The 26,743-nt window shown below is 40.3% G+C and carries 21 protein-coding genes, 1 other RNA gene and 8 pseudogenes; 4 read left to right on the top strand and 26 right to left on the bottom strand.

Annotated elements, in window-relative coordinates; all coding sequences use genetic code 11:
* Window positions 1-92 precede the first annotated feature (92 nt).
* The 9 genes from HT691_RS01690 to HT691_RS01650 form a co-directional block, all read right to left on the bottom strand.
* Window positions 93-824 (bottom strand): response regulator transcription factor, encoded by a 732-nt coding sequence (locus HT691_RS01690; protein ID WP_001221866.1) that lies wholly within the window; start codon window positions 822-824, stop codon window positions 93-95.
* Entirely contained in the window at window positions 821-1,636 is an 816-nt protein-coding gene (locus tag HT691_RS11220) for a GHKL domain-containing protein (RefSeq protein WP_007285090.1), read from the bottom strand. Before HT691_RS11220 ends, HT691_RS01690 begins: the two co-directional genes overlap by 4 nt.
* Before the next feature lie 564 nt (window positions 1,637-2,200).
* Window positions 2,201-2,347: a smi_0057.1 family bacteriocin-like peptide gene (locus tag HT691_RS01680; protein ID WP_000425303.1), complete on the bottom strand. Its 147-nt coding sequence runs from the start codon at window positions 2,345-2,347 to the stop codon at window positions 2,201-2,203.
* Window positions 2,348-2,499: 152 nt separating this feature from the next.
* The gene (locus tag HT691_RS01675; protein ID WP_050222968.1) at window positions 2,500-3,669 is read right to left on the bottom strand and encodes an N-acetylmuramoyl-L-alanine amidase family protein; all 1,170 of its coding nucleotides are present in this window, start codon (window positions 3,667-3,669) and stop codon (window positions 2,500-2,502) included.
* Between the two features lie 112 nt (window positions 3,670-3,781).
* Window positions 3,782-4,639: a C40 family peptidase gene (locus HT691_RS01670; RefSeq protein WP_000976808.1), complete on the bottom strand. Its 858-nt coding sequence runs from the start codon at window positions 4,637-4,639 to the stop codon at window positions 3,782-3,784.
* Between the two features lie 280 nt (window positions 4,640-4,919).
* Complete coding sequence (locus HT691_RS01665) at window positions 4,920-5,153, bottom strand: acyl carrier protein (RefSeq protein WP_000136446.1); 234 nt, start codon at window positions 5,151-5,153, stop codon at window positions 4,920-4,922.
* A 5-nt stretch (window positions 5,154-5,158) separates the two neighbouring features.
* The gene (gene plsX / locus HT691_RS01660; RefSeq protein ID WP_050207641.1) at window positions 5,159-6,151 is read right to left on the bottom strand and encodes a phosphate acyltransferase PlsX; all 993 of its coding nucleotides are present in this window, start codon (window positions 6,149-6,151) and stop codon (window positions 5,159-5,161) included.
* A complete protein-coding gene (gene recO / locus HT691_RS01655; RefSeq protein WP_050207642.1) occupies window positions 6,148-6,918 on the bottom strand; it encodes a DNA repair protein RecO in 771 nt (256 codons plus the stop codon). The genes plsX and recO overlap by 4 nt, the downstream gene beginning before the upstream one ends.
* On the bottom strand, window positions 6,915-8,084 hold the full coding sequence (locus HT691_RS01650; protein WP_050207643.1) for a pyridoxal phosphate-dependent aminotransferase: 1,170 nt from the start codon (window positions 8,082-8,084) through the stop codon (window positions 6,915-6,917). Before HT691_RS01650 ends, recO begins: the two co-directional genes overlap by 4 nt.
* Window positions 8,085-8,232: 148 nt before the next feature.
* Between HT691_RS01650 and HT691_RS01645 the strand changes: the two genes are divergently transcribed.
* Window positions 8,233-9,243, top strand: coding sequence for a YeiH family protein (locus HT691_RS01645; protein ID WP_138702908.1), 1,011 nt, complete (start codon window positions 8,233-8,235; stop codon window positions 9,241-9,243).
* 139 nt (window positions 9,244-9,382) lie between these two features.
* Here the strand turns inward: HT691_RS01645 and HT691_RS01640 are convergent, their stop codons facing one another.
* Both HT691_RS01640 and polA read right to left on the bottom strand, forming a co-directional pair.
* Complete coding sequence (locus HT691_RS01640) at window positions 9,383-9,820, bottom strand: CoA-binding protein (protein ID WP_023932883.1); 438 nt, start codon at window positions 9,818-9,820, stop codon at window positions 9,383-9,385.
* 84 nt (window positions 9,821-9,904) lie between these two features.
* Window positions 9,905-12,538: a DNA polymerase I gene (gene polA / locus HT691_RS01635; RefSeq protein ID WP_172923216.1), complete on the bottom strand. Its 2,634-nt coding sequence runs from the start codon at window positions 12,536-12,538 to the stop codon at window positions 9,905-9,907.
* Window positions 12,539-12,973: 435 nt separating this feature from the next.
* Between polA and HT691_RS11215 the strand changes: the two are divergent.
* Window positions 12,974-13,481 (top strand): annotated as a pseudogene (locus HT691_RS11215) (transposase); the annotation flags it as partial.
* Window positions 13,482-13,687: 206 nt separating this feature from the next.
* Here the strand turns inward: HT691_RS11215 and HT691_RS11210 are convergent.
* The 5 pseudogenes from HT691_RS11210 to HT691_RS11205 all read right to left on the bottom strand — a co-directional run.
* Window positions 13,688-14,020: pseudogene (locus HT691_RS11210) on the bottom strand (N-acetylmuramoyl-L-alanine amidase family protein); the annotation flags it as partial.
* 622 nt (window positions 14,021-14,642) lie between these two features.
* A pseudogene (locus HT691_RS01615) lies at window positions 14,643-15,067 on the bottom strand (IS30 family transposase); the annotation flags it as partial.
* A pseudogene (locus HT691_RS01610) lies at window positions 15,068-15,869 on the bottom strand (IS630 family transposase); the annotation flags it as partial. It lies immediately after the preceding pseudogene.
* A 39-nt stretch (window positions 15,870-15,908) separates the two neighbouring features.
* Window positions 15,909-16,307, bottom strand: a pseudogene (locus HT691_RS01605) (helix-turn-helix domain-containing protein); the annotation flags it as partial.
* Window positions 16,308-16,602: 295 nt separating this feature from the next.
* Window positions 16,603-17,562, bottom strand: a pseudogene (locus HT691_RS11205) (PD-(D/E)XK nuclease family transposase).
* 112 nt (window positions 17,563-17,674) lie between these two features.
* Here HT691_RS11205 and HT691_RS01590 point away from each other — a divergent pair.
* Window positions 17,675-18,521, top strand: a pseudogene (locus tag HT691_RS01590) (IS630 family transposase).
* Window positions 18,522-18,577: 56 nt separating this feature from the next.
* Here the strand turns inward: HT691_RS01590 and HT691_RS01585 are convergent.
* The 10 genes from HT691_RS01585 to comW form a co-directional block, all read right to left on the bottom strand.
* A complete protein-coding gene (locus HT691_RS01585; protein ID WP_172925231.1) occupies window positions 18,578-19,546 on the bottom strand; it encodes a ribose-phosphate diphosphokinase in 969 nt (322 codons plus the stop codon).
* A gap of 144 nt (window positions 19,547-19,690) precedes the next feature.
* Window positions 19,691-20,506, bottom strand: coding sequence for a PrsW family intramembrane metalloprotease (locus tag HT691_RS01580; RefSeq protein WP_050223649.1), 816 nt, complete (start codon window positions 20,504-20,506; stop codon window positions 19,691-19,693).
* Window positions 20,507-20,530: 24 nt separating this feature from the next.
* Window positions 20,531-21,028, bottom strand: a complete 498-nt coding sequence (locus HT691_RS01575; RefSeq protein ID WP_007285146.1) for a carbonic anhydrase — start codon at window positions 21,026-21,028, stop codon at window positions 20,531-20,533.
* 72 nt (window positions 21,029-21,100) lie between these two features.
* Window positions 21,101-22,465 carry a DNA repair protein RadA gene (radA, locus tag HT691_RS01570; protein ID WP_172923219.1) on the bottom strand — a complete coding sequence of 455 codons (1,365 nt, stop codon included), beginning with the start codon at window positions 22,463-22,465 and terminating at the stop codon, window positions 21,101-21,103.
* Between the two features lie 10 nt (window positions 22,466-22,475).
* Window positions 22,476-23,033, bottom strand: a complete 558-nt coding sequence (locus tag HT691_RS01565; protein ID WP_023934355.1) for a histidine phosphatase family protein — start codon at window positions 23,031-23,033, stop codon at window positions 22,476-22,478.
* A complete protein-coding gene (locus HT691_RS01560; protein ID WP_172925232.1) occupies window positions 22,993-23,436 on the bottom strand; it encodes a dUTP diphosphatase in 444 nt (147 codons plus the stop codon). Before HT691_RS01560 ends, HT691_RS01565 begins: the two co-directional genes overlap by 41 nt.
* Window positions 23,437-23,492: 56 nt before the next feature.
* Window positions 23,493-23,590, bottom strand: an RNA gene (gene ffs, locus HT691_RS01555) — signal recognition particle sRNA small type.
* A 32-nt stretch (window positions 23,591-23,622) separates the two neighbouring features.
* Window positions 23,623-24,090, bottom strand: coding sequence for a tRNA adenosine(34) deaminase TadA (tadA, locus tag HT691_RS01550; RefSeq protein ID WP_001110115.1), 468 nt, complete (start codon window positions 24,088-24,090; stop codon window positions 23,623-23,625).
* A gap of 199 nt (window positions 24,091-24,289) precedes the next feature.
* Window positions 24,290-25,576 carry an adenylosuccinate synthase gene (locus tag HT691_RS01545; protein ID WP_050208768.1) on the bottom strand — a complete coding sequence of 429 codons (1,287 nt, stop codon included), beginning with the start codon at window positions 25,574-25,576 and terminating at the stop codon, window positions 24,290-24,292.
* A 230-nt stretch (window positions 25,577-25,806) separates the two neighbouring features.
* A complete protein-coding gene (comW, locus tag HT691_RS01540) occupies window positions 25,807-26,043 on the bottom strand; it encodes a sigma(X)-activator ComW (protein WP_000939541.1) in 237 nt (78 codons plus the stop codon).
* A 272-nt stretch (window positions 26,044-26,315) separates the two neighbouring features.
* Here comW and HT691_RS01535 point away from each other — a divergent pair.
* A pseudogene (locus tag HT691_RS01535) lies at window positions 26,316-26,743 on the top strand (IS630 transposase-related protein); the annotation flags it as partial.

Below are 26,743 nucleotides of genomic sequence, written 5' to 3'. Positions count from 1 at the left end.
TACTTATCTATTCGAAAAAGAAGTCAAAAAATAAGAATATCAGAAAATTTTCCGATATTCTTATTGATAAACTCATTCAAATCTAACAGATATTAGACATTAAGATATTTTTTAAGGGTTCTTCTGGCTGTTCGTGATACGGGGAAATGCAAGCCTTCTAACAAGGTCACTTCTGTGGCAGTCATCTCTTCAATAGCCTGTAAACTGACTAACGTATTGCGATTGGCATAGACAAAGTAATCTTTTTCAGCCTTGGCAGCGATATCCTTGAGACTGCCATAAATGGTCTTGATAGAATGATTGGCATAATAGACCTTGATACGATGGGATTCCACTGAAGTTTCAAAGGCTAAAATTTCATGGTAGGGCAGAGTGAAGCCCCGTCTTCCCTCAAAACTATAGGTAAAGAGACGCATATTTTCCCTCTTATCTACTGCCAGTACATAGTCCAGACAGCGCTCCAGCTGATGACAGTAGTCCGCCTCTGGCTGATCCTTGGAAATAAAATCCAAGGCAGACAAGTGGTAGCGAAAAGCTAGAGGTAAGGCCTCCGAGTGCGTGGACACAAAGACAATGCTTGTAAAAGGATCCCGCTCCCGAACCTGTTGAGCAACTTGAAAGCCCCGTTCACGCTCTCCATCAATCTCTAAATCTAATAAATAGAGCTGGTAATGGTCAAAATACTGAGAATACTTTTCAACATCCCCATAGTTTTTGGCAATATCAATTTCCAATCTTAAATTGCGAGAGCGACCGATATCTAGTAAAGTCTGCTCTATCCGTCCTTGCTGGACTCTATCGTCTTCCAAAACTAAAATTCTCATTCCTCTCCCCCTCGTTTCTCATCCTTAAATGGCAATTCTAAATCTTGTCTAAAAGTCGTCTCTCCTAGCTGGGTATCTAAGTTTAAATCATAATGAAAAACCATGTCCTCCAAGGTTGCCAAGCCCAGTCCACTGTGGTTATCCTTGGTAGAGTAACCCTTTTGACTGAGAATACTGGGATTCAGTTCTTCTTTCTTACGAGTGTTTTCAATGATAAAACGGACACTCCTATCACCTGCCAATAAAGCAACCCGAATCTGCGGATTTTCAGCCTCACTGGCTGCTTCTAAAGCATTTGTCGTGAGGATAGAGAGGATACGGATAGCCTCCAACATAGGCAATGCCAGCTCTTCGACAACCCCCACCGTCTCCAAACTAAAATGAATTCCCTGCTTATCTGCCACAATCATGGCTTTTGCCAAGGTATTGCGAATAGCTATATCATGGATATTGTGAAGATTAAAGGCCGTGTAATCCGCCTTCCTCAGCTTTTCATTAGTCTTTAGAAAGACATCTTGATAAATGGTAGATACCTCAGCCATGTCTTGATTTGCTATGGCAGGCTCCATGCTGGCGACAATTCCCGCAAAATCATGACGGAAACCTCGAACCTCATCATAGAGATGTCCCAACTTATCCACCATTCCTTGCAAGGAACGATTTTCATCTTCTTGTCTCTGAATGGTCTGCTCATCACGATAAACCTGCTCCAAATGCTTGATGTAAAAGAGCCAAGAGAAAAAGAGAATGAAAATCAGGAGAGAAATGGTCGTATCAAAACGAACGTAGAACGAACTATTTCTATTGGTCATAAACGAAGAGAATATCCTAAATCCAGTCAGAGGTAGGATAATGAAAAAACTCTTATAATAGTGGGTTTTGAAAGCATCTGAAAAGAATAAATCCAAATCCAAAGAACAACGTTTCATAATTGTAGAACATAGAAATATTGATAATAAATCAAATACAGATCTATATAAAGTGGAAAACGAATCTACAAAACAACAAGGCTCACCAGATAATACACGAATCCAAATTGTCAAAAATAAATAACGAATACTTTGAAAGAAGAGAAAAAGATACAGAGAAAGAAAAAAAGCTTCCCCTTTTCCCTTGTGCAATACTAGTAAAAAAATACAGTAAAAGAAGAGAATGATTCCTATATGAAATAATTCTCCAAATGTTTGGCGAGCAGATAAACTAATTAAAAATACAAGGACCCAATAACGTTTTTTATAAAATTCTGGGGAAATTTGAGCACCCAAATAAATAGTAGGAACCATGGTTGAAACGACTACCAACAGTATATATAGCACAGAAACTAAGAATTCTAAAATAATCATAAATAAATCTAATCTCTAACGAATACTGTGAATTTAAGCAAAGTGTCTACCCGTACTAAATAATTTATCGCACCATTTTACGGTATCTTCAAAAATCCCTCCACCATTCACTTCTTCCAAAACCTCTGGAGTTAACTCTTCAAATTGTTCCAATTCTACAAATGTATTTTTCATTTCCATGACAGACTCCTTTTCATTATTTTATAGATAACTCTATCCCCTGCTCCATCTACAAAAGGCTTTAGTTTCCTTTTAAAATACAAGAAATCTAAAGCCTCCTGAAAATGGTATATTGGTTAGAGCGTTAACGATTAGTTGTGAAGATGTTATTTTTATTTAACCACAACCACTTTATAATATTCGTTTGAGTGTGGAGATTCAATTTTAATTTTTTCACCATATAAACCATCGATTTCTTTATCCAGATAATCTGAAACTCCTGATGGCAAGCGTTTCATCTTAAGAATTTCACCAGATTGATCCGCATAGGCTAGGATGTGATAGTGGGTTGTAGCCATACCATCATCAATCAATACAAAGTAACCTGTTTTGAGCTTACCTTGCTCATTTTCTAAATAGTATAGTTTATTGTTATTGATTGTAAAGTGGGTAGCTCCAAGACGAAGTCGTGCACCTGGATGTTCTAAATAGACATCATTGCCAACTTTTTTAATATCTGAATAGGTTGTCATTGCTGGGATATTAATCACACGATGTCCATTTTCATCAAAGTAGTAGCGATTTGGTAAGTTTTGGAAGTTCTGTACAACTGCCTTAGGATCAATTTCTTGTCCTTCTTCTTTATTATCCACTAAAGCTAAGGTAGTATTTGCAACCTCATCTCCATATTTATTAGAAAACTTCTTGAACTCTGGTCTGATATACCAAGCATTTTTTTCAATAATAACATCGTCACCTTTAGCATTTAGCAAATATTCTTGCCCATCTCCAAGTTTGACAATATCATGAATACTGTATCCAGCATCTTTTCTATTTGCTAGATAGCCATCCTTACCAATGACATAACTTTCCCCATCACTGGCTGGAACAGCTCTATCTGCAACCATAGCACCTGATTTTTCAAAGTAAGACCATTTACCATCTATGAACACCCAACCTGTCATCATAGAACCACTAAAATGAAGATAGTACCATGTAGACCCTTCTTTGTACCAACCTGTACGCATGGCACCACTATTAGCTAGTGAGTACCATGTGTTGCCTTCCTTGTACCAGCCAGTGCGCATAGCACCACTATCTGCTAGAGAATACCATGTATCACCGTCTTTGAGCCAGCCTGTCTGCATTTTACCAGCGCTATCGAAGTGATACCATGACCCAGCATTTTGTACCCATTTATCCTTAGCTAGGCTGCCATCTTGAGAAAGATTCCAGTCAGCACCATTTTTAACCCAAGTATCTGCAGCCTGTGCTTGGTTGATAGACAAAAGCAGACCAGCACCTGCAAGCAAACCAAGAGTAAGTAATTTAGATTTTTTCATAGCCATTTCCTCCTTTATTGAATAGCTATAAGAGGGTTTTCCCTCTTTATTTAGCTATATTCTAATACTTTTCATTGTCAAAGTCAATAATATTGTGAAAAATTAGACAATATTACCAATATCTACGAATTGTATTTTGTTCCATTCCATATTGATTCATATAAGAAACATCTTGACCTCTATCTGGAGCATGAACTACCTTGCCACCACCAACATAAATACCCACATGTTGATTTGAACCTTGGTCGCCATTGTACAATATTAAATCTCCAGGAAGTTGTGAGCCATTACTTACATAGCTTCCTCCTGTCGCTTGACCATAGGTTACTCTAGGAATACTAATATCAAACTTAGCATGAATAGCCATCGTAAATCCTGAGCAATCTACGCCACTATTCAAATCTGCCCCACCCCAAACATATGGGATTTTTCCTACAAATGTCTTTGCGTATTCACCAAGAGCTTGCCCACGATTTTCTACCCATACACCACTTTCTCTAAAGAAATATGGTGTACCATTCACACGTTGATAACCAGTGACCATAGCACCACTAGCAGATAAGTAGTAATAATTACCATCAGGTTGAATCCAAGTATTTTCTTTCATCCATCCTTGGTCATCAAAATAGTACCACTTGCCATCTAATTGTTCCCAATTTTTAGCATACCCACCTGAACCGTATTTAAACCACCATTTACCATTGGTTTGCATCCATGTTCCTTTCGGATCACGATATTGATTGAAAGCTTTCTTCTCTTGATTGCCCTCTGCTTGGGTTTCTTTATCTTCAAAACCAATCAATTTTACTTGATCAGCTTCTTCAGCTTTTATCTTGCCTTGATTAACTAATTGAGCAATCGCTTCTTTCTCACTTGCTGATGGGGAATCAGCATAGGCTACCGTAGTATTTGCTAGGAGAACGCCTCCTGCAAGAACTAACAAACTAGAATAAAGATATTTTTTCATCATAAAAATCCTTTCTTTTCTCCTTTTTGGAGATTGATTTTTTCTGACTCCATTATATCCCTTATTTGTCCTCAGATTTCTACTGTCCCTAGAAAGACTAAATCTGTTCCTAAACGGTCACTTATACTCAATGAAAATCAAAGAGCAAACTAGGAAGCTAGCCGCAGGTTGCTCAAAACACTGTTTTGAGGTGGCAGATAGAGCTGACATGGTTTGAAGAGATTTTCGAAGAGTATTAAGCCAAATAAAAAATTCCAAAGCAAATGCCTTGGAACTCCGATTTCTATTTTCCTTGAATGATTTTAACCACATCTCCTACACTTTGGAGTTGGTCAATTTCCTCATCGCTGATTTCGATATTAAATTCATCTTCCAGTGTCAAGATAAACTCCATCAAGTCAACTGAGTCAGCATCCAAATCGTCTTTCAGACTCAAGGATTCTGTCACGACAAAGTCTTCTCCCTGTCGCTCTTGGATAATGGTTACAATACGGTCAAAAATTTCTTTTTCTGTCATCTCTTTTATTCTCCTGAAAATTCACGCGCAGTCTGGGCAACTACGTCTGTTTCTAGCATGGTACGAATCTGGCGAATCGTACTATAAACAGCCTTGGCATCGCTTGAGCCATGAGTCTTGACAACAGGTGCCTTGACACCAAACAAGACTGCTCCACCAACATCTGAGTAGTTGAGCTGTTTTTTCAAACCTCTGAGGCTGTCCTTGAGAAGGAGGGCGCCTAGTTTCGCTCGAAGACCACCACCTGTAATAGCGGTCTTGAGCAATCCCATGATTCCCACGGCTGTCCCTTCAATGGATTTGAGCACAGCGTTTCCCGTGAAACCATCTGCCACGACAACATCCGCAATGCCATTCATCAAATCACGCGCTTCCACGTTTCCGATAAAGTTCAAACTTTCATCAGCTGCTAGTAATTCATAAGTCTCCTTACGAAGGGGGTCACCCTTACTACTTTCTGTTCCGTTGTTAAGCAAGCCAACACGTGGTTGCGCAATTCCACGAACATTTTTAGCATAGAAGGAACCGAGGACAGCGTATTGATGGAGGTGCTGGGCTGTATTTTCCGCATTAGCACCGAGGTCAAGCATGTCAAAACCTCTCCCATCTACAGTCGGTAAGGTAGACATGAGTCCAGGTCGATCGATATTCTTGATACGACCCACGATGAAGAATCCAGCCGCCAACAAAGCGCCTGTATTCCCAGCCGATAGTACAGCATCTGCCTCTCCATCTTTAACAGCCTTGGCCGCCAATACCATACTGGCATTTTTCTTCTTCCGAATAGCTCTCGTAGGTTCATCGTCTGAATCAATCTTTTCATCCGTATGGATAATGCTGACGCGCTCTGTCGCTGTCAGATATTGCTTGACTTTAGCTTCATCTCCGTAAAGTTGAACTTCGATATCTGAAAAGTCAGCTAGGGCTTGATTGACACCCTCAACGATGGCCTGAGGTGCGTAATCGCCCCCCATAGCATCTACTGCGATTTTTTTCATTTCTTTTCCTCTTTTAGTAATTGTCCCCAGTCTGCTAGGGAATCAATAAATTTCTTTGATTTTAGGTGAATCCCAACGTACTCTTCGTAGAGTTGGTCCATAAATTGGCGTAACTCTTGCTTGATTTCGGGCTTGAGCGAAATGGTCTCCAAAGTCTCAAAATCAATGGCTTGAAATTGATTGAGCAGATAAGGGATATTGGGATTGAGATGGCAACGTCTCTCATCCTCATGATAATGCTCTGAACAGAGGCAGGCTCCATATTTGAAAGAAAAGTCAAAAGCCTGACCGACCCGATGGCAGAAGACACACTCATTAAAATTAAGGCTGATCCCAAATCGAGTCAAAATTTGAATTTCAAAAATATTGGTCAAAACCTGATAATCCAAGCCTGCTTCCATCAACTCCAAAGTCTTTTGCAAAAAAGCAAACAAGGGAGCATCCTGCTGATTGTCCTGCAAACTAGCATCTGCAAGAGCTGCCACATAGGTCGCATAGGCCATGACAAAGAGGTCACTATTAATCTTGGGAAAAGTCATGACCTCATGATAGTCTTCGATGTAACTGAGTCCGTCATCATTGATTCGCAAGAGAAATCGTGCCAGCACCAAGGGCTGAATAACAGGCGCCAGCTTAGACTGACCAGCGTGTTTGACAAAAAACATGCGTTTGCCAACCTGCTCTGTAAAAATTTTGACGAGCTTGTCATCCTCACGAAAATTGCGATTATAGAGCACCAAGCCTTGACTCGTGATAGACTGAATCATGCTTCTCTCATATACTCCTCAAGTCGTTTCATGGCTTCTTTGATAGTCTCCATGCTGGCTGCATAAGACAGGCGAACATAACCTTCTCCATAACACCCAAAGGCAGCACCAGGGATAAAGGCAACAGCCTTCTTCTGAGCAAAATCCTTTAGAAAGGCAAAGGAGTCTTGGTTGTAACCAGCTGGAATCTTAGCAAAGATATAGAAGGCACCGTCTGGTTTGATAATCTCAAAACCAAGAGCAGTCATTTTCTCGATAATATAATCACGACGCTGGATATATTCCTTCTTCATAGGCTCCGCATCGTTTTTACCAGCCGTCAAGGCCTCCACCGCAGCGTGTTGCGCCATGGTATTTGCGGCAGTCACCAAGTACTGGTGACTCTTGATTAACTGAGCTGTGAAGGCCGCAGGAGCGAAAATTAGTCCCAAACGCCAACCGGTCATAGCATGCGATTTAGATAGACCATTGATAATGATAGCCTGGTCTCTCAACATAGTTCCTAGAGATACATGGGCTTCGCCTGTATAGGTCAATTCTGAGTAAACCTCATCACAGACAACGAAAATTTCGTACTTGCGTAAAACGTCTGCCAAGGCCTCCAACTGCTCCCGACTATAGGTAATTCCTGTCGGATTAGCTGGATAGTTGAGAATAACCGCCTTGAGCTTGTCTCCCTGCTCCAAAATGGCCTTTTCCAACATCTCAGGAGTCAAGACAAAACCATTTTCAGTTGTGTCAATCTCGACAATCTCTGCCCCAACTAGATTGACAATCGGTTCATAACCTGGATAGGCAGGAGCTGGCAAGAGCACCTTGTCTCCCTCTTCCAAAATAGCTGTCAAAGTCGCAGATAAAGCCTCTGTCGCCCCAATTGTAACCAAGATTTCATTCTCAGGAGCATAGTCCAGTTGGTACTTTTCCTTAACAAAGTCACTGGCCGCCTGACGTAGAGTCAGCAGACCACTCATCCCTGTATAGTAGGATTGGTTCTGATCAATCGCTCGCTTGGCCGCCTCCTTGACATGATTTGGCGTTGTAAAATCAGGTTCCCCCAAGGTCAAACGCAAGACCCCAGGAATCTCCGAAATAACCTGGTCAAACTGACGAATCAACGAAACTTGAATTTTATCTAACTGTTTATTAAAGCGCTTAGTTAAGTCCATAGATACCTCCTACTTTCGAAACGTATCTCTATTATACTACAAAAGCCCCCCGACCGCAAAAATACATTAGAGAATAGCTTTCCACTTTCTATTTTACTTTTCCTGTTTATAGGTCTATAATGGTAATAGATTTTATTTGGAGGTTTTTATGTCATTTCTATCAAAAAATGGAGCAGGTATCTTGGCCTGCCTTCTCATTTCTATCGTATCTTGGTACTTAGGAGGGTTCTTCCCTGTTATTGGCGCGCCTGTCTTTGCAATTTTTATGGGCATGCTTCTCCATCCCTTTCTCTCGTCCTATAAACAACTGGATGCTGGGTTGACCTTTAGTTCTAAAAAATTGCTCCAGTATGCCGTTGTCTTGCTTGGTTTTGGTCTCAATATCTCGCAAGTCTTCGCAGTTGGCCAATCTTCGCTCCCTGTCATCCTATCCACCATTTCAATAGCTCTGATTATTGCCTACTTCTTCCAGCGCTTCTTTTCCCTGGATACAAAACTGGCTACCTTGGTTGGAGTAGGTTCTTCAATCTGTGGTGGTTCTGCCATTGCTGCGACAGCGCCCGTTATTGATGCTAAGGAAAAGGAAGTAGCCCAATCCATTTCCGTTATCTTTTTCTTCAATGTCTTGGCTGCGCTCATCTTTCCAACCCTCGGCACCTGGCTTCATCTATCCAATGAAGGCTTCGCCCTCTTTGCAGGGACTGCGGTCAACGACACTTCCTCTGTAACGGCTGCCGCCAGCGCTTGGGACAGTCTTTACCAAAGCAATACCCTCGAGTCTGCAACCATTGTTAAACTCACACGTACTTTGGCCATTATCCCTATCACGCTCTTTCTATCCTACTGGCAAAGTCGTGAACAAAAAAATAAGCAAGGATTACAACTGAAAAAAGTCTTCCCACTTTTTATCCTTTACTTTATCCTTGCCTCTCTCCTCACTACACTACTCACCTCTCTAGGTGTATCCAGTAGTTTCTTTACCCCTCTCAAAGAACTCTCTAAATTCCTTATTGTCATGGCCATGAGTGCTATCGGGCTCAAAACCAATCTGGTAGCTATGGTCAAATCCAGCGGAAAATCCATTGTTCTCGGAGCCATCTGCTGGATTGCCATCATCCTCACCACTCTTGGTATGCAGACCCTTATCGGCATTTTCTAATACTCTTCGAAAATCTCTTCAAACCACGCCAACGTCGCCTTGCCGTATNNAAAACTGTGTTTTGAGCAGCCTGCGGCTAGTTTCCTCTTTGATTTTCATTGAGTATAACACAAAAGGTAGCCCATCAGCTACCTTTTTCTTATGCTTCCTTAATCAAGCGAGTATGTTCTCTCTTGATGCAGCGATTCATCACAATGTCATCGCATCCACCAGCACGCAAAATCTCTTCCGCTTCTAGACTTTCAAGTCCTAGCTGTGCCCAAAAAATCTTAGCATCAGCCTTGAGAAAATCACGCGCCACATCTGGCAAAAATTCACTGCGACGGTAAACATTGACAATATCTACAGGAAAAGGAATCTCAGCGAGACTAGCATAAGCCTTTTCACCCAAGATTTCGCCACCTGCCGCCTTGGGATTGACTGGGATAATTTTATAACCCCGAGCCTGCATTTCCTTAGTCACTCGATTGCTGGTTGTTTCCTCACGGTCTGACAAACCCACAACAGCAAGGGTTTTACTCGTTGCGAGATACTGACGAATCACGCCATCACTTGGATTGATAAATTCTTGACTCATAGAAATCCTCCTTTTTCATCAGTATAGCACATTTTGAAAAGGCTTGCATAATTCTACTACAAAAAAGGAGGACTAGCTCCCTTTTTATTTAGCCTCGTACCAGGTTGCCCCTTCATTTTCATCTGCGATGAGGGGAACACTGAGTTGAATGGCTTCTTCCATGGTTTGTTTGACCAATTTTTTCATCTCTGTCAATTCAGATTTAGGAACTTCAAGGACGATTTCATCGTGCACTTGTAACAGCATCTTAGTCTGATAACCACCCTCAACTAGAGCTTTATCCAGCTGAATCATAGCAATCTTGAGAATATCTGCCGCCGAACCCTGAATAGGAGAGTTGATAGCAGTCCGCTCTGCAAAACCACGAATATTAAAGTTGCGCGAATTGATATCTGGCAACTCACGACGACGCTTGAAAAGTGTCTCCACATAGCCCTTATCACGCGCCTCACGCACCACTTCATCCATGTAATTTTTAATACCTGGGAAGCGTTCAAAGTAGGTATCAATATAGGCTTTGGCTTCCTTACGGCTAATGCCTAAATTATTAGACAAACCAAAATCTGAAATCCCGTAAACCACTCCAAAGTTGACAGCCTTGGCATTGCGACGGTCGTTTGCAGTCACATCCTCAGGACGCTCAATGCCAAAGACCCGCATGGCTGTCGAAGTATGGATATCTGCCCCCTCTTGGAAGGCCTTAATCAAGTGCTCATCCTTAGAAATATGTGCCAAAACGCGCAATTCAATCTGTGAATAGTCCGAACTGAGAAGGACACTATTCTCCCACTCAGGCACAAAAGCCTTACGAATGAGACGGCCCTGCTCCAAACGCACAGGAATATTTTGCAAGTTTGGATCCACACTAGATAAACGCCCAGTCTGGGTCAAATCCTGCACATAACGCGTATGAATCTTGCCATCAGCCAAAATCCAGTCTTGCAAGCCAATCACATAAGTCGATTGAATCTTAGCAATCTGACGGTAGTCAAGAATTTTCTTAACAATCGGAGCAATAGGAGCCAGGCGCTCCAAGACATCCACTGCTGTCGAATAACCTGTCTTGGTTTTCTTGGTGTATTCTAAAGGAAGTCCCAATTTTTCAAAGAGAAGGACACCCAACTGCTTAGGCGAGTTGATATTAAACTCCTCACCAGCCAGTTCATAAATCTCCTGAGTCAGTTTTTCAATGACAAGCTCATTTTCAGCCTGCATTTCAAGCAAGGTTTCTTTTTTAACCTTAATCCCAGCAATTTCCATCTTAGCAAGGACAAAAGCCAGAGGTTGCTCCATATCATAAAGAAGCTCTAATTGCCCATTTTCGCTAAGTTTTTCAAGTAAAACAGGCTCAGTCTCAACCAAAACTGCAAGCTTACGAGCTAAGTGTTCCAAGAATTTCTCGCGTTTAGGAATGGCCTTCTTGACACCCTTACCATAGAAGGTTTCATCATCAACCAAATAAGTCTGACCATAAAGACTAGCGATGGTCGCAATTTCATTGTCCTCCACAGTCGAAAGGAGGTATTTAGCCAAACGGCTGTCAAAAGCAGGCGCCTGCAAATCCACACCCAAACGATGCAAGAGAACTTTAGCTTTCTTAAAGTCATAAACTCTCAGAGGTGTTTTTTCTAAAAAGTCCTTAAAAATCAGCTCTTGCAACAGCTCAAGCTTGTCTGTGGCATAGAGCTTATCTCCACAAGACCAAGCAAAACCAACCAAATCATCCGTATGGTAATTCTCACCAAAAAGCTCAAAATGGAAGATAGACTCTTCACTCAGCATATCTTGACTGATTTGGTCAACAATAGTAAAATCCAAACTCTCAGTCACATCAGCTGACGACACATTTAAAGCTTGCTTGAGCTGTTTGAAGCCCATCTCATCGTAGAATTTCCCAAGATTTTCCACATCTGAACCACTATAGACCAAGTCCTCCAAACCAATCTCAATCGGTGCCTTGGTATCAATGGTCGCCAGTGTTTTAGACAAAAAAGCCTGTTCCTTATCATTGATGAGATTGTCCTTCATCTTAGAAGCCTTCATCCCATCAATATTTTCATAAATTCCCTCAAGCGAACCATGCTCCAGCAAGAGCTTGATACCCGTCTTTTCACCGATTTTGGTCACCCCAGGGATATTATCCGACTTATCTCCCATAAGCGCCTTGAGATCGATAAACTGCGTCGGTGTAATGCCCATCTTTTCCATGAGATAATCTGGCGTAAAGGCCTCAAACTCAGCCACACCTTTCTTGGAAATCTCAACCACCGTATGCTCATCCGTCAGCTGAATCAAGTCCTTGTCCCCACTGACAATGGTAATATCAAAACCATCCTGCTCTGCTAGCTTATCCAGTGTCCCAATGATGTCATCCGCCTCATACTGAGCCAACTCATAGTGACGAATCCCCATATGATCCAGCAACTCACGAATAAAGGGAAATTGCTCACGAAACTCATCCGGAGTCTTAGCCCGACCACCCTTATAGTCCGCATACATCTCTGTCCGGAAGGTCGTCTTCCCCGCATCAAAAGCCACCAAAATATGACTAGGCTCAACCCGCTCCAACAAATGGCTCAACATCAACTGAAAGCCATAAATCGCATTGGTATGCAAACCAGCCGCATTCTTAAAACGGTCCAACTGCTGATAGAGCGCAAAAAACGCCCGAAAGGCAACAGAAGACCCATCAATCAATAATAATTTTTTCTTATCCATACACCCATTATAAAGGAAAGAATCAAAAAATACCATTGGGAAGAGCTAGAGCAAGTATTTTTCAAACTTTTTCCCGAATAAATAGATAGAAGCATTGAAACTAGTAAACTTAGATTTAAAAATGTGCTATAATGAAAGACAAACTATAAGAAAAGTCAATAGTTTATCTAAAATATTTCTTATTTCAATTTGATGATTTAGCGATGATTTTAGAGTATGGCAAAAATCCCTTGAAAAAGTCCATTTTTTTCAAAGGTAATCTTGTGTTAATTTCAGAAATTACATCACTTTTTGTTCGTCAAATGGTAGCTCTTTTTTAGGAGATAAAACATGGTTCGGATAAGTTTTTTTGCAAGGTGGATGATGGCTACATTGTAATGTTTTCCTTGTTCTAACTTAGTCTTAAACTAGGCCTTAAAAAAGCGATTGCATGCTTTGCCAGCTGATGAACGACTACAGAAACGTCAAGAAGAGCTCCACCCCCTAATGGAAGATTTCTTTGCTTGGTATCGATGTCAGTCAGTTTTAGCAGGTTCAAAACTAGGAAGGGCTATTGAATACAGCCTCAAGTATGAAGAAACCTTTAAGACCATTTTGAAAGACGGACGTCTGATCCTTTCCAATAATCTAGCTGAACGCGCCATTAAATCATTGGTTATGGGACGGAGTAAAAGAGTCCAGTGGACTCTTTTAGCCTAAGCTAAATTTTAAAAAGCGAGGGTGGTTGTTTTCTCAAAGTTTTGAAGGAGCTAAAGCAAGAGCTATTATTATGAGTTTGTTGGAAACAGCTAAACGTCATCAACTAAATAGTGAAAAATATCTATCCTATCTTCTAGAATGTCTTCCAAACGAGGAAACTCTCGTAAACAAAGAGGTTTTAGAGGCTTATTTACCATGGAATAAAGTTGTACAAAAAAGTGCAAATAAGAAATCTCCAGATTAGGAACTATCCGTGAGTTCTCTAGGCTGGAGATTTTTCAATATACTTCGTTATTAGGCGGTTACGACTGAAATATCGTCTTGTTCACTTTTTATTTTCTTCTAACCAATAGACGGAGTTGCAAGGAAAATGCCAAAAACTCTACCCCTATAGCTAACAAAGAGCAAAAAAACTAGGAGAGAACTCTCCTAGTTTTAAATTATCTTGGATTATTTAACCCACTCACCGTTGTGGTTTACTTTGTAACCATCTACAGTTGTATTAACTGCAAGAGCTCCTGACGCGTATGAGTAGTACCATTTACCACCAACTTGATACCAACCAGTTGCCATTGCACCTGATGATTTCAAGTAGTACCAAGTACCGTTATCTTTAACCCAACCAGTTGCCATTGAACCGTTGTCGTTTAGGTAGTACCAAGTACCATTGTCTTTAACCCAACCAGTTGTCATCCAACCAGCTTGGTCGAAATAGTACCAAGTGCCATTGATTTTTTCCCAACCATTAGTTGTGTAAGAACCATCAGCGTGTTTGTACCACCAGCGAGAACCTGATTTAATCCATTCAGCTTTTTGAGCAGGTGTTTCAGCAGAAGCTACTAATTGAGGAGTTTTCAAAAGGGTTGCTTTACCATTTTGTACTCGAACTGTTAATTTATATGTTCCACGTTTAGTTTTAACTTCAACAGTACTATTAGCTGATTTTTCATACTTAATCTCAACTGCTTTACCATCAAGTTTCAGTTCATTACCTTCTTTATCATAAACCTTAACATATCTATCGGTAACAACTCTTTGTTTATTAGATTGTTGAGATTGTTGAGATGCAAGGTGAGACTTAATATCATCAATAGTCAAATCACCATTTTCAGTAGTATTAACTTTACCACTTGCTTCTTCTCCACGTTTAGCTGCTGCTTCTGCTGCTTCTGCTGCTTCTTTAAAGAGTTTAGAAACTTCTGCACTTGGTTCTGTTCTCTCATCAGCTGCAGGTTTAGCATTTGGCAATGTTTGAACATTAGCCTCACTAAAAGTTGCTGTATCAGCTGAAACAGCTTGTACAGCACCAAATGCTGCAAGAGCGACTGCGCTTGTCAATAAAACTTTTTTCATCGTTTTATCTCCTTTGTTTTTCTTTAAAATATTTTTTCGTAAGACTACCTTACTACCATAGATTATATAAATATTTGCAGGATTTGTCAAGAGTTTTCTTCGAGTTTTTAAACTTTTTACCTATTTTTTCAAAAAAGCCAAATTTCAAGTTCAAGTTAGCCATCAAGAAGTCTTCTCTGGGTGATTTGTAGTTCAAGCATTTTTAGGATAGTTATTAATCCAATTTTAGATGAATGCGACTTCTTTGGGAGTCGTTTTCTTAGTTCCCTTAGGTAACCATCTCCGAATGAGCCTGTTGTGATTCTCATCAGTTCCCCTTTCCCAAGAGGCATAGGGGTGCGCATAATAGATATGTTCCTCAGAAAATACATCAGACAAGCGGTTAAATTCTGTACCATTATCTGCCGTGATGGACAGAATCTTGTCTTGTTTTAAGATGAGTTTTAAAGCCTGATTGACCGATTCAGCGCTTTTATTATGCCATATGGCATTGTCCATAACGAGTAAAAGATAATCATCTGAATAAGCTTGTGAAAGCTCTTCTAAAAAGGCGTTCATCCACTCAGTATGACATCCACCAGCGATTAAGAAAAATGATTCGCCTGTATGGGCATCAACAGCTCCATAACAATAGCAAAATTCTCGTATATAGTGACTATGGACATGTGGACCTACTCCTATTGGAGCCCAACAAGATCCTAGTTTACTGATTCTACCGAAACCAGCCTCATCTTGGTACATCAAGCGAACCTTACGAAAACGTCTACTGGTTTTAAAGCGCTTTCTTTTCTTCTTGAATTGAGATTTTATTTTTAGACGCGACAATGGTTTGAGCGTCTGCTTTCTTAGGATGTTCTGGACGTGGCATAATATTTCGCCAACCATGGCGCTTCAACAGTTGATAGAAGGTATCACGTGTGTAGGAAGGACCTAACTCCTTTTTATAAGCCTGAAATAAGGCATCAATTGTAACAAATTCTCCTGCCTCTGCAGCCTTCAAATGACGGGCAAGAAAGGCTTTCTCTTCCTCAATTGTCATATATGCATGGTTACGACAACCACGTGTTTCTTGAAGGAGAGAGTCGAGTCCGAACTCCTCATATTTTTTTACAGTTGGCCAAATCGTTGTTTGATTACAGTCTAAAAGCTCTATAATCTCTTTATAAGATTTACCCATCAGACGAAATAGAACGATTTGAAGGCGTTTATGATATTTAGCTGTACGAGAGTCTTTTAAAAGTGTTTTGATTGTTTGGATTTCTTCTTTAGTTGATTTCATATTACTATTATATAATGCTTTTTGATTTTAGTCTAGTATTAATCCCAATTTTCCATGATGAATCCAATAGTAAATGGTTGAAATTCCCACGTTAACCCCTTTAGCCATAACCATCATTTCAGGAGAAAACTTTTGATTATGATAATGGAGAATCTTTTCCTTTAGTTCTTTGGTTAAGCTTGATTTCTTGACCGAGCGCCTGCGATTGTTTTCATAAGACTGTTGAGCATAGTCGGTAGAATAAACCTCTTTGAAGCGCCCTTTTCCAAGACATTGTCAGACTGTCCCACGCTTGATTTCAGTGTGGATAGTTTGAGGAGCTTTTCCAAGCAAAGAGGCAATTTCTCTATTTGATTTTCCTTCTTTTGTTTGGCTTTTGTAGTATAATTGTCTTGCATCTCTGTGCCTTTCTTGTGTTTGTGGTTGAACAACAAGTATAACACAGAGGTGTTTTCTTATGCCTAGAAGAGCTTTCATTTTTTTCAAAAAAGGTTGAAAAAACACCTTTGTGAGATAAAATACCCTTCAAATACCGTATCTCCCAAGTGAAAATCTCACAAATTTCTTAAACTTTGAGTCAAACTTCACATATCTAATCCATATCGATAGTTGGACAGAACTCACTTCTATGGTATTATCCTATCCCCCTTCCAAATGTCAAGCAAAAATGACAAGTATTTTAGAAATAACTCGCCATTTCATTAACTTTCTACTATATTAAAAAAATGTGACCTCATAGCAAGGACTCAAACTCAGCGACGCTCATACCCAGCTGATGGCTGGCAACCTCGGAAGTCAGAAGTCCTTGGCGAACCATATCCAGAAAGGCAAAAAGTTTCCCACGTTCCAAGCCTTCTTCTCGCCCTTGTTCAATCCCTTCAGCTCGTCCACGTTCAAGACCACGCTCCAGTCCCTGTTCAAGCCCCTCTGCACGACCACGCTCTAAGTCTTTTTCCTCCGCTTGTTCCAATGCATAGTCATGAGCGAGTAAGGCTTGTTCTTCACGCATACGTAGTTGACTAAACATTTTCCTGTCCTCCTCGGACCAGCTCTTGTAATCTAGCAGTTGGTCTGCTTGGCTGATGGCTCGCTCGGGGCGCTGGGTAAAGGGTTTATTCCCGAAAAACTCCAACCATGGCTTGCGAACGCTATCCTTGCTGGTTTCTCTGTATTTTTATACCATCTTGACTAGATGGTTTTCCTGTCCATTGTTTGTGATGGTTAAGACTTCACCTGTCGTTCCCTCTCGCATACTAAAGCTATGAAAAGCTTAATCATCCTGAAAGTAATTACTATCCACAATAGCTATTGCGTATACTGATGCGATGTGTTTATAACTTTGGTGAGCGTTTCCTTCTTATTGGCGAATTTTTTCTAGATTTTGATTGACCTGACTGCACAAGTAAGCCCACAGGAGATTGATGAAAAAATTCTGATGATGAACTTGAATTTCAATGATTACTTGGGTTCCATTATCCAACTCCACCAAGACATCAATACTGGTATAGAAATCTTGTGCTTAATAGGGCAGAGAAGGCAAGACGTGAATGTTACTTCCTTCCAAAATGGTCACATTTTTTGCTGGTAAATCCAGCATATCGCGAATAAATTGACAAGTGATTTCTGGATTGCTGAAAATTTTCTTAGCGTCCAAATCATTGGTTGAGCTAATGCCCGGATGTCTTAGAATCATTCTTTCTCTCCTTTCATTATAGCACATTTTTAAATCTAGGTTTGCTAGATTCACTGCTTCTATCTATAGTAAAATGAACTAAAAACAATACACAATGTTGTATAATCTTCTTATGGCATATTCAATAGATTTTCGTAAAAAAGTTCTCGGCTATTGTGAGCGAACAGGTAGTATAACAAAAGCATCACAGGTTTTCCAAATCTCACGTAATACCATTTATGGCTGGTTAAGGCTAAAAGAGGGAACAGAAGAGCTAAACCATCAAGTAAAAGGAACAAAACCAAGAAAAGTTGATAGAGATAGACTTAAAAACTATCTTACTGACAATCCAGACGCTTATTTGACTGAAATAGCTTCTGAATTTGGCTGTCATCCAACTACTATCCACTATGCGCTCAAATTTATGGGGTACACTCGAAAAAAAGAACCACACCTACTATGAACAAGACCCAGAAAAGTATCCTTATTTCTTAAGAATTTTAATAGTTTAAAGCACTTAGCACCTGTTTATATTGATGAAACAGGATTCGATACTTACTTTTATCGAGAATATGGTTGCTCATCAAAAGGTCAGTTAATAGGAGGTAAAGTCTCTGGAAGAAGATATCAGGGGATTTCTTTGGTTGCAGGGCTAACAAATGGTGAGTTAATCGCTCCAATAACTTACCAAGAAACAATGACGAGCGACTTTTTTGAAGCTTGGTTTCAGAAATTTCTCTTACCGACATTAAATACACCCTCAGTTATTATTATGGATAATGCAAGATTCCAATAGAATAGCTAGAATAGAATTCTTGTGTGAAGAGTTTGGGCATAAACTTTTACCCCTTCCTCCCTACTCACCTGAGTACAATCCTATTGAGAAGACATGGGCTCATCTCAAAAAGCATCTCAAAAAGGTATTACCAAGTTGCAATACCTTTTACGAGGCTCTTTTGTCTTGTTCTTGTTTCAATTGACTATATTTATTCGGAAAAAAGACGAAAAAACCTGAGAACCATCTCAGGCTTGGTCATTAAATTTTTTTCTCAATACCGAAAAGTGGAGAAAGTGGTCGTTTTTCATGAATACGTACGATAGCATCCCCTAGGAGATGAGCGATTGAAATCTGCTCAATCTTATCAATCAAACGCTCTTCTGGAAGATAGATGGTATCCAAAACAACCAATTTCTTAATAGCTGATTTTTGGATATTGTCCGTAGCAGGACCAGAAAGAACTGGGTGCGTACAGCTTGCATAGACTTCAACAGCACCAGCTTCCGCAAGAGCATCTGCCGCATGACAAATCGTTCCAGCGGTATCAATCATATCATCAATCAAGATACAAGTCTTGCCTTCAACCTTACCGATGATGTTCATAACTTCACTAGTATTCATCTTATCAACGCTACGACGTTTATCAATAATAGCGATAGATGTTTTCAAAAATTCTGCCAACTTACGAGCACGAGTCACCCCTCCATGGTCCGGGCTGACAACCACATAGTCAGAACCAACCATACCACGACGCTCAAAATAATCTGCAATCAGAGGAGCACCCATCAAATGATCCACAGGAATATCAAAGAATCCTTGAATTTGCGCAACATGCAAGTCGATGGTCAATAAACGATCCACTCCAGCTACTTCAAGCATATTTGCGACAAGTTTTGAAGTGATTGGCTCACGCGCTCTCGCCTTTCTATCCTGACGTGCATACCCATAGTAAGGCATGACAACATTGACAGATTCTGCACTCGCACGCTTCAAAGCATCTACCATAATCAAAATTTCAAGCAGATTGTCATTTACAGGCGAACTAGTTGATTGTAGGATAAAGACGTGTTTCCCACGGATTGATTCTTCAATGTTGACCTGAATCTCTCCATCTGAAAATTGGCGAACACTTGATTTCCCCAACTCTATCCCAATCTCCTGCGCCACACGTTCTGCCAATTCTTTATTAGAAGAAAGGGCAAACAGCTTTAAATCAGAAAAAGACATGATTTCCTCCGGTATATATGTATCGCTTGTGCTTTTCACAAGATTTTCCATCTACCATTGTAGCGCTTTTTGCACTATTTTTCAATCAAAAATAAAAGAAGGGCACCATATTTGTACCCTTGCATCATTCTTTTGAAAAATATTCTAGGTCATCAACTCATTGTGTTTCTCAACAAAGCAATAAGCATGATAAAAACCATAGAGAGCAATAGCCGTAACCACTGGAATCGCTAAAGGCAACTCTGTTTCCAACTCCACAAAAGGAGAGTTAAACAAGAAGTGAGTTCCCAAGGCTAAACCTAGAAAAATAAGGCCCTGTTTCTTGCCAACCTTCTGTCCTTTATAGGCTCTGTAAAGCAAGTAAACACCTACTACAGCTAGACCTGAAAAAGTCCAGTGAGAGGCAATTCCTGAGATGATACGCTCTAAAATTCGCGAAATAGTAAAGTCAAAGCCCTCTGGCAAATCCGTACGAATATAGCCAATATCCTCAATCATTTGGAATCCCAAACCAGAAGCAATCCCTAGTAAAAACAAAGATTTTAATTTTCGTACAGGAACCAGAGCCAAAACAAAAACAAGTGTCAATAATTTCAAGGGTTCTTCTACCAAAGGAGCCACAATAGCACTTTCAAAGGCATTTAAAAATGGACTATCTGGGAAAAGCATACCCAGCAAATCATGGATATAGGTATTCGCAAAGCTAGATAACCAGCCTGAAAGGAACATCCCACCCAATAAAGACAAAATCAAGGCCTTCTTTGGGAATTCCCATTTTTTCCCAATACGGAAGAGAAAATAAAGAGCCGGAATCATGTAAAAGAGAGCTAGAAAGATAGAAACTCCCATTAGTCCATATTCCGCACCTGACCTCGAACCGTCCGTATAGTAGATGGTTTCATATTGTAAACCAATACATAGCAATAAGATAAAAATAAATAAAATACTGTTTTTCTTCATAAACTTTCTTTCTAAATGAAGTATTTATAATTCTACGACTGTCATACTTCCTGTATCAACATTGTAAATGGCACCAAAGATAGTGACATCGTCTGGTATTAGGGGAGACTCGATAAGCAGTTGCATATCCTCGCGTACACTCTCTTCTATATCTTGGAAGGGCAAGAAGTCCTGGTCTGACACATCTACACCTAATTCCTCTTTTAAATACTCCTGAAAAGGTTCATTTTCAAAGGTCTGAGCACCACAGTCTGTATGGTGCAATACCACAATCTCTCTTGTCCCCATTTGTTGCTGGGAAATAACTAGCGAACGAATCATGTCTTCAGTCACTCGACCACCTGCATTCCGCAAGATATGAGCATCCCCAAGTGCCAAACCTAGAGCTTGCGCAACGTGCAAACGAGAGTCCATACAGGTCACAATGGCTACTCTAGTTTTGGGTTTAAGTGGCAGATTTAACTGCCCATGTAAGGCAACATAAGCCTGATTGGCTTGCATAAACTGTTCAAAATACGACACGATTCCCTCCTTGAAAATTTGATAGTCAAATATTTCTCCTATCTTATCATTTTTAAAAGGATTTGTCACGGATTATGCAAAGACCTTTTTCAAAACTTCCTGAATCGTTGTCACTCCAATGACCTGAATTTCCTTGGGTGGAGTGATTCCTGTCAAGGAATTTTTGGGTACATAAATCTTAGTAAAGCCCAGTTTAGCAGCTTCATTGATACGTTGTTCGATACGATTCACGCGCCGAATTTCTCCAGTCAAACCTAATTCTCCGACAAAACATTCCTGAGGATTAGTTGGCTTGTCTTTATAACTCGAAGCAATGGCAACTGCAACGGCCAAGTCAATGGCAGGTTCATCCAATTTGACACCGCCAGCAGATTTGAGATAGGCATCCTGATTTTGCAAGAGAAGACCTGCTCGTTTTTCCAAAACAGCCATAATCAAGCTAGCACGATTAAAATCAAGTCCTGTCGTCGTACGCTTAGCATTTCCAAACATGGTCGGTGTTACCAAAGCCTGAACCTCCGCCAAAATCGGACGCGTCCCTTCCATGGTCACAACGATTGACGAGCCAGTCGCCCCATCCAAACGCTCTTCTAGGAAAACTTGACTCGGATTGAGGACCTCAACCAAACCGCCCGACTGCATCTCAAAAATCCCAATTTCATTGGTAGAACCAAAACGGTTTTTGACCGCTCTCAAAATACGGAAGGTATGGTGGCGTTCCCCTTCAAAGTAAAGTACCGTATCTACCATGTGCTCCAACATACGAGGACCAGCCAAGGTTCCTTCCTTGGTCATATGACCTACGATAAAGATAGCAATGTTATTGGTCTTGGCCAGTTGCATGAGCTCAGCCGTCACCTCACGCACCTGAGAAACAGACCCCTGCACCCCTGAAATCTCAGGAGACATAATGGTCTGGATAGAGTCAATAATGAGGAAGTCTGGCTGGATGCGCTCCACCTCTGCTCGAACACTCTGCATATTGGTCTCTGCATAGAGATAAAACTCACTATCAATATCACCCAAGCGCTCTGCTCGTAGCTTAATCTGCTGGGCAGACTCCTCCCCACTGACGTAGAGAACAGTCCCCACTTGAGACAACTGGGTTGAGACTTGTAGGAGAAGGGTTGATTTCCCAATTCCAGGATCCCCACCTATGAGGACGAGACTTCCTGGTACCACCCCACCTCCAAGTACACGGTTGAATTCCTCCATCTCTGTCTTGGTTCGATTAACATTGATAGAAGTCACCTCAGCTAGTTTCATGGGCTTGGTTTTCTCACCTGTCAAGGACACACGCGCATTCTTGACCTCGGCAACCTCAACCTCTTCTACAAAAGAAGACCAAGACCCACAGTTAGGACAACGTCCCAAATATTTAGGGGAATTATACCCACAATTTTGACATACAAATGTCGCTTTTTTCTTTGCGATGATAAACCTCTTTCTATATCTCTAACTCACACTCAATCACTTGGCAAAAATCAATCTTCTCATTTGGCACAAACTGGCGCATGAGCATGTTGTGAGTTACCACTATCACGGTCTGGTAATCTCGATACTTAGACATACATTCTAGAAAACGAGACTTTATCTCCGTAGCTGTCTCATATTGAATAGGACTATTAGGAAGTAACTCCCCATTATTTTCTAGAAACATAGTACGAGCTTTTTCAAAATTATCTGTTCCACTTTCATAGACCTGCCATTCATGTAATAAAGGCTCTACTCTTAAAGGAAGACCCGTAGCACAAACCACATAAGAAGCCGTTTCTAAAGCTCTTGTGACTGCAGAAGATATGATTATTTCAGCTGAAGGGAGTGAAAAATTGGTGCTCAGTTCCTGAGCTTGCTGCCGTCCCATCTCAGACAAGGGTGCCAAATCTATCCCAAATCCTATATAAGAACGCTCCTCTAACTCACGGTAATCTGGCTCCCCATGACGTACAAAGATAATCTTCATTCTAGTGCCCTGTCGATCCAAATCCACCAGTTCGAACGCCACCAGCTGCATCTCCATCTGCAATTAAGAAAGTAGCAAAAACAGCCTGGACAACATGTTCTCCAACTTCAAGAACAACCTCTTGGTCTGTGATATTCTTCATCTGTGCAAAAATATGCCCTTCATTCCCAGGATTTCCATAATAGTCCCCATCAATGACCCCAACTGAGTTAATCAAGACCAAGCCCTTCTTACGAGGATTTGAAGAGCGATCATAAAGGTAAAGAACCTCAGTCGGCTGCATATAAGCCTTAACCCCTGTCGGAACCAAGACAATCTCTCCTGGAGCTATAACTGTACGCACAGCAACCTTTAAGTCATAACCAGCCGCATGCGCTGTCTCACGCTTGGGCAATAAATTTTCATCTGTAAAACTAGAAACCAATTCAAAACCACGAATTTTCATCATCTTCTCTTTTCTATTATCATTTATTCTAGATTATTCTATCTTATTTATTCGGAAAAAGCACGAAAAAAAGAGCACACAATTCAAATCGCTTAGGACTGCTGGATTCCTCCCCTGACCCGCTTCACGCAGAACTGTTGCTCCACTATTTATTATATCACATTCCTATTCATTTTAAAAGCAAAATTATTTTTTCCGTCTATTTCTAAAAAAGTCCTGCATGATAGCTGCGCAGTCATCTTCCAAAATTCCTATTTCAACCTCTACACGATGGTTAAGACGCTCATCTGTCAAGATATCGTACAAACTTCCAGCAGCGCCAAATTTCTGGTTTTTAGCCCCATAGACCACGTTTGGAATACGGGCAAGCCCAATCGCCCCACTACACATGACACACGGCTCAATGGTCACAAAAAGTGTGCAGTCCAGCAAGCGCCAGCTCTCCTCACTCAAGTTCGCATCCTCTATGGCCATAATCTCCGCATGCATAACCGCTCGCTGCAGTTCCTCACGCGCATTATGCCCACGGCCAATGATTTCTCCGTCCTTGACAATCACACAACCAATTGGAATTTCATCGTGTTCAAGAGCAATCTCAGACTCTCTCAAAGCTTCCCTCATAAAGACTTCTTTTTCTTCAACTGTATAATTCATCAATTTCCCTTTTACTACTTATCGATTTTATTATTATATCATGAATCCCAAGACAAAAAAAGCCACCAAATGCGGTGACTTTATAGGGAGATTATTATGAAAAAGAAAAGTTTAGGATATTCGTTACAACAAGTTAGGAGGTCTTCTTGTAACTGTCTATAGTATACCCGACCTATCTTAAACAAATCTTAAAAATCTCTTAGGACCAAACACTTTCTAAAATATTTGTTTGTTCACGACCAGGACCCACTGAGAAAGTAGAAATACGAACGCCAACCAATTCACTCACACGACGAACATAGTTACGCGCATTCTCAGGAAGATCCTCCAAATTACGAACTCCAGTAATATCTTCTGACCAACCTGGCAACTCTTCATAGATAGGTTTGCAACGCTTCAATTGCTCAAGACTAGCTGGATAGTAGTCAATACGTTGACCATCAAGATCATAGGCCACACAGATTTTCACAGTATCTAAACCACTCAAAACATCGATAGAGTTCAATGAAAGATTAGTAATACCAGAAACACGACGACTATGGCGCATCACAACTGAGTCAAACCATCCCACACGACGTGGACGACCAGTTGTTGTACCATATTCATGACCTACTTCACGGATACGTTCTCCCACTTCATCAAACAACTCAGTTGGGAAAGGACCGTCTCCTACACGACTCGTATAGGCTTTACATACACCTACAACCTTGTCAATCTTACTTGGACCAACACCAGAACCAATTGTCACACCACCAGCCACAGGGTTTGAAGAAGTAACAAATGGATAGGTCCCTTGGTCAATATCTAGCATAACACCTTGTGCACCTTCAAAAAGCACACGTTTACCATTATCAAGCGCATCATTCAAAATGACGGACGTGTCTGTCACATATTTCTTGATTTGTTGACCATATTCGTAATATTCTTCAAAAATATCATCGAAGACGATAGCTTTACTATCATACAATTTTTCAAAAAGACGATTCTTTTCAGCAAGGTTACGTTCTAAACGCTCACGGAAAATGTCTTTATCCAAAAGATCGGCGATACGAATTCCCACACGAGCAGCCTTGTCCATATAAGCTGGACCAATTCCCTTGATTGTAGTCCCAATCTTATTGTCGCCCTTAGCTTCTTCTTGCAAACGATCTAACTCGATATGATAAGGCAAAATGACATGCGCGCGATCAGAAATACGCAAGTTATCAGTTGTAACACCTTCCTCATGAAGATAGCTCAACTCTTTTACAAGAGATTTAGGATTTACAACCATACCATTCCCAATAACAGAGATTTTTTCAGGGAAGAAAATCCCAGATGGAATCAAGTGCAATTTAAACTTCTTACCATCAATCACAATCGTGTGACCTGCATTATCACCACCTTGGTAACGTGCAATCACTTCTGCATTCGCTGAAAGGAAGTCTGTAATCTTCCCTTTACCTTCATCACCCCATTGGGTACCTACAACAACAACTGAAGTCATAATCTTGTCTGAGCCCTCAGGCTCTTCCTTTCTCACATACATGGCAGGACTCTCACCTGCAATTATATCTTACAATTTATTATAAGAAAAAATCGCCTTTTTATCAAGAAGAAACAATAGAAAGATTTGCTATTTCCAACTATTAAAAAATGATTTAGAAAAATAAGCAGCTATTTATTATTATCTTTCCATAAAAAAGTAAATTTGTTCGGAAATTAACTCAGACTATCTCAACAAGAAATAAAACCTTGTTTCATTATCATCTTTTCAAGATACAAACGATAAGCAACACGATAATGGTAAACGATAAAATCCCTACGACACCCAATACCATATCTCACTAAATAATAAATTAAAAATTTAAAATGAAAATGTTCCCAGTCAAAATTATCACCAAATACAGTACCATACTCTTCTTCAATATTTCTATAAAAATCCGCCATCTGCTCATAAATTTTTTGTAACATGATCAAATACTCCTTTTCTTTTTTATGAACTTATTCTAACAAAAAATTTTAATTAATCATTAATAATTCCTGAATTGTACAAATACCAACCTCAATAAGATAAAAAATAGGAAAAGTTGACAGAATAGGAACAAATTTACTACCTAAATTAGACTATTATAGACCTTATTAACTGCGTTAAATACTAAAAGAGAGTTGAGGTAAAAATCTTAAAATAAGAAAAACGCATAGTATAGTTGCTTAGTTTCAAACAAGCATGCTATAATAAAGCTATGGCATATAGTACAGATTTTAAACAGCGAGCATTAGATTACATCAAAGAGGGGCACAGCCATGTCGAGGCAGCCAAGGTTTTTGATGTCGGCGTCAGAACTCTCTTCACATGGAAAAAGAACTTACGTGAACAAGGACACTTAGAGATGAAAAAGCGAGTCGTCAAAAACCGAAAGATTCCTTTAGAGGAATTGAAAGCCTTTGTAGAGTCTCATCCAGATGCTTTTTTACGGGAAATTGCGGCACATTTTGATTGTGCTGTCCCTTCAGTATGGGCAGCTTTAAAGCAGATGAAGGTCACTTCAAAAAAAGATGACGAGCTTTAAGGAACAAGACCCAGAGAAAGTATCTGAGTTTCTTGATATTTTGGATAACCTAAACGATTTACCAATCGTATACATTGATGAGACAGGAATCGACCGCTACC

The organism is Streptococcus sp. 477 (assembly GCF_013277295.1).
GTDB lineage: Bacteria > Bacillota > Bacilli > Lactobacillales > Streptococcaceae > Streptococcus > Streptococcus pseudopneumoniae.
This window is presented reverse-complemented; position numbering and strand designations above follow the sequence as displayed.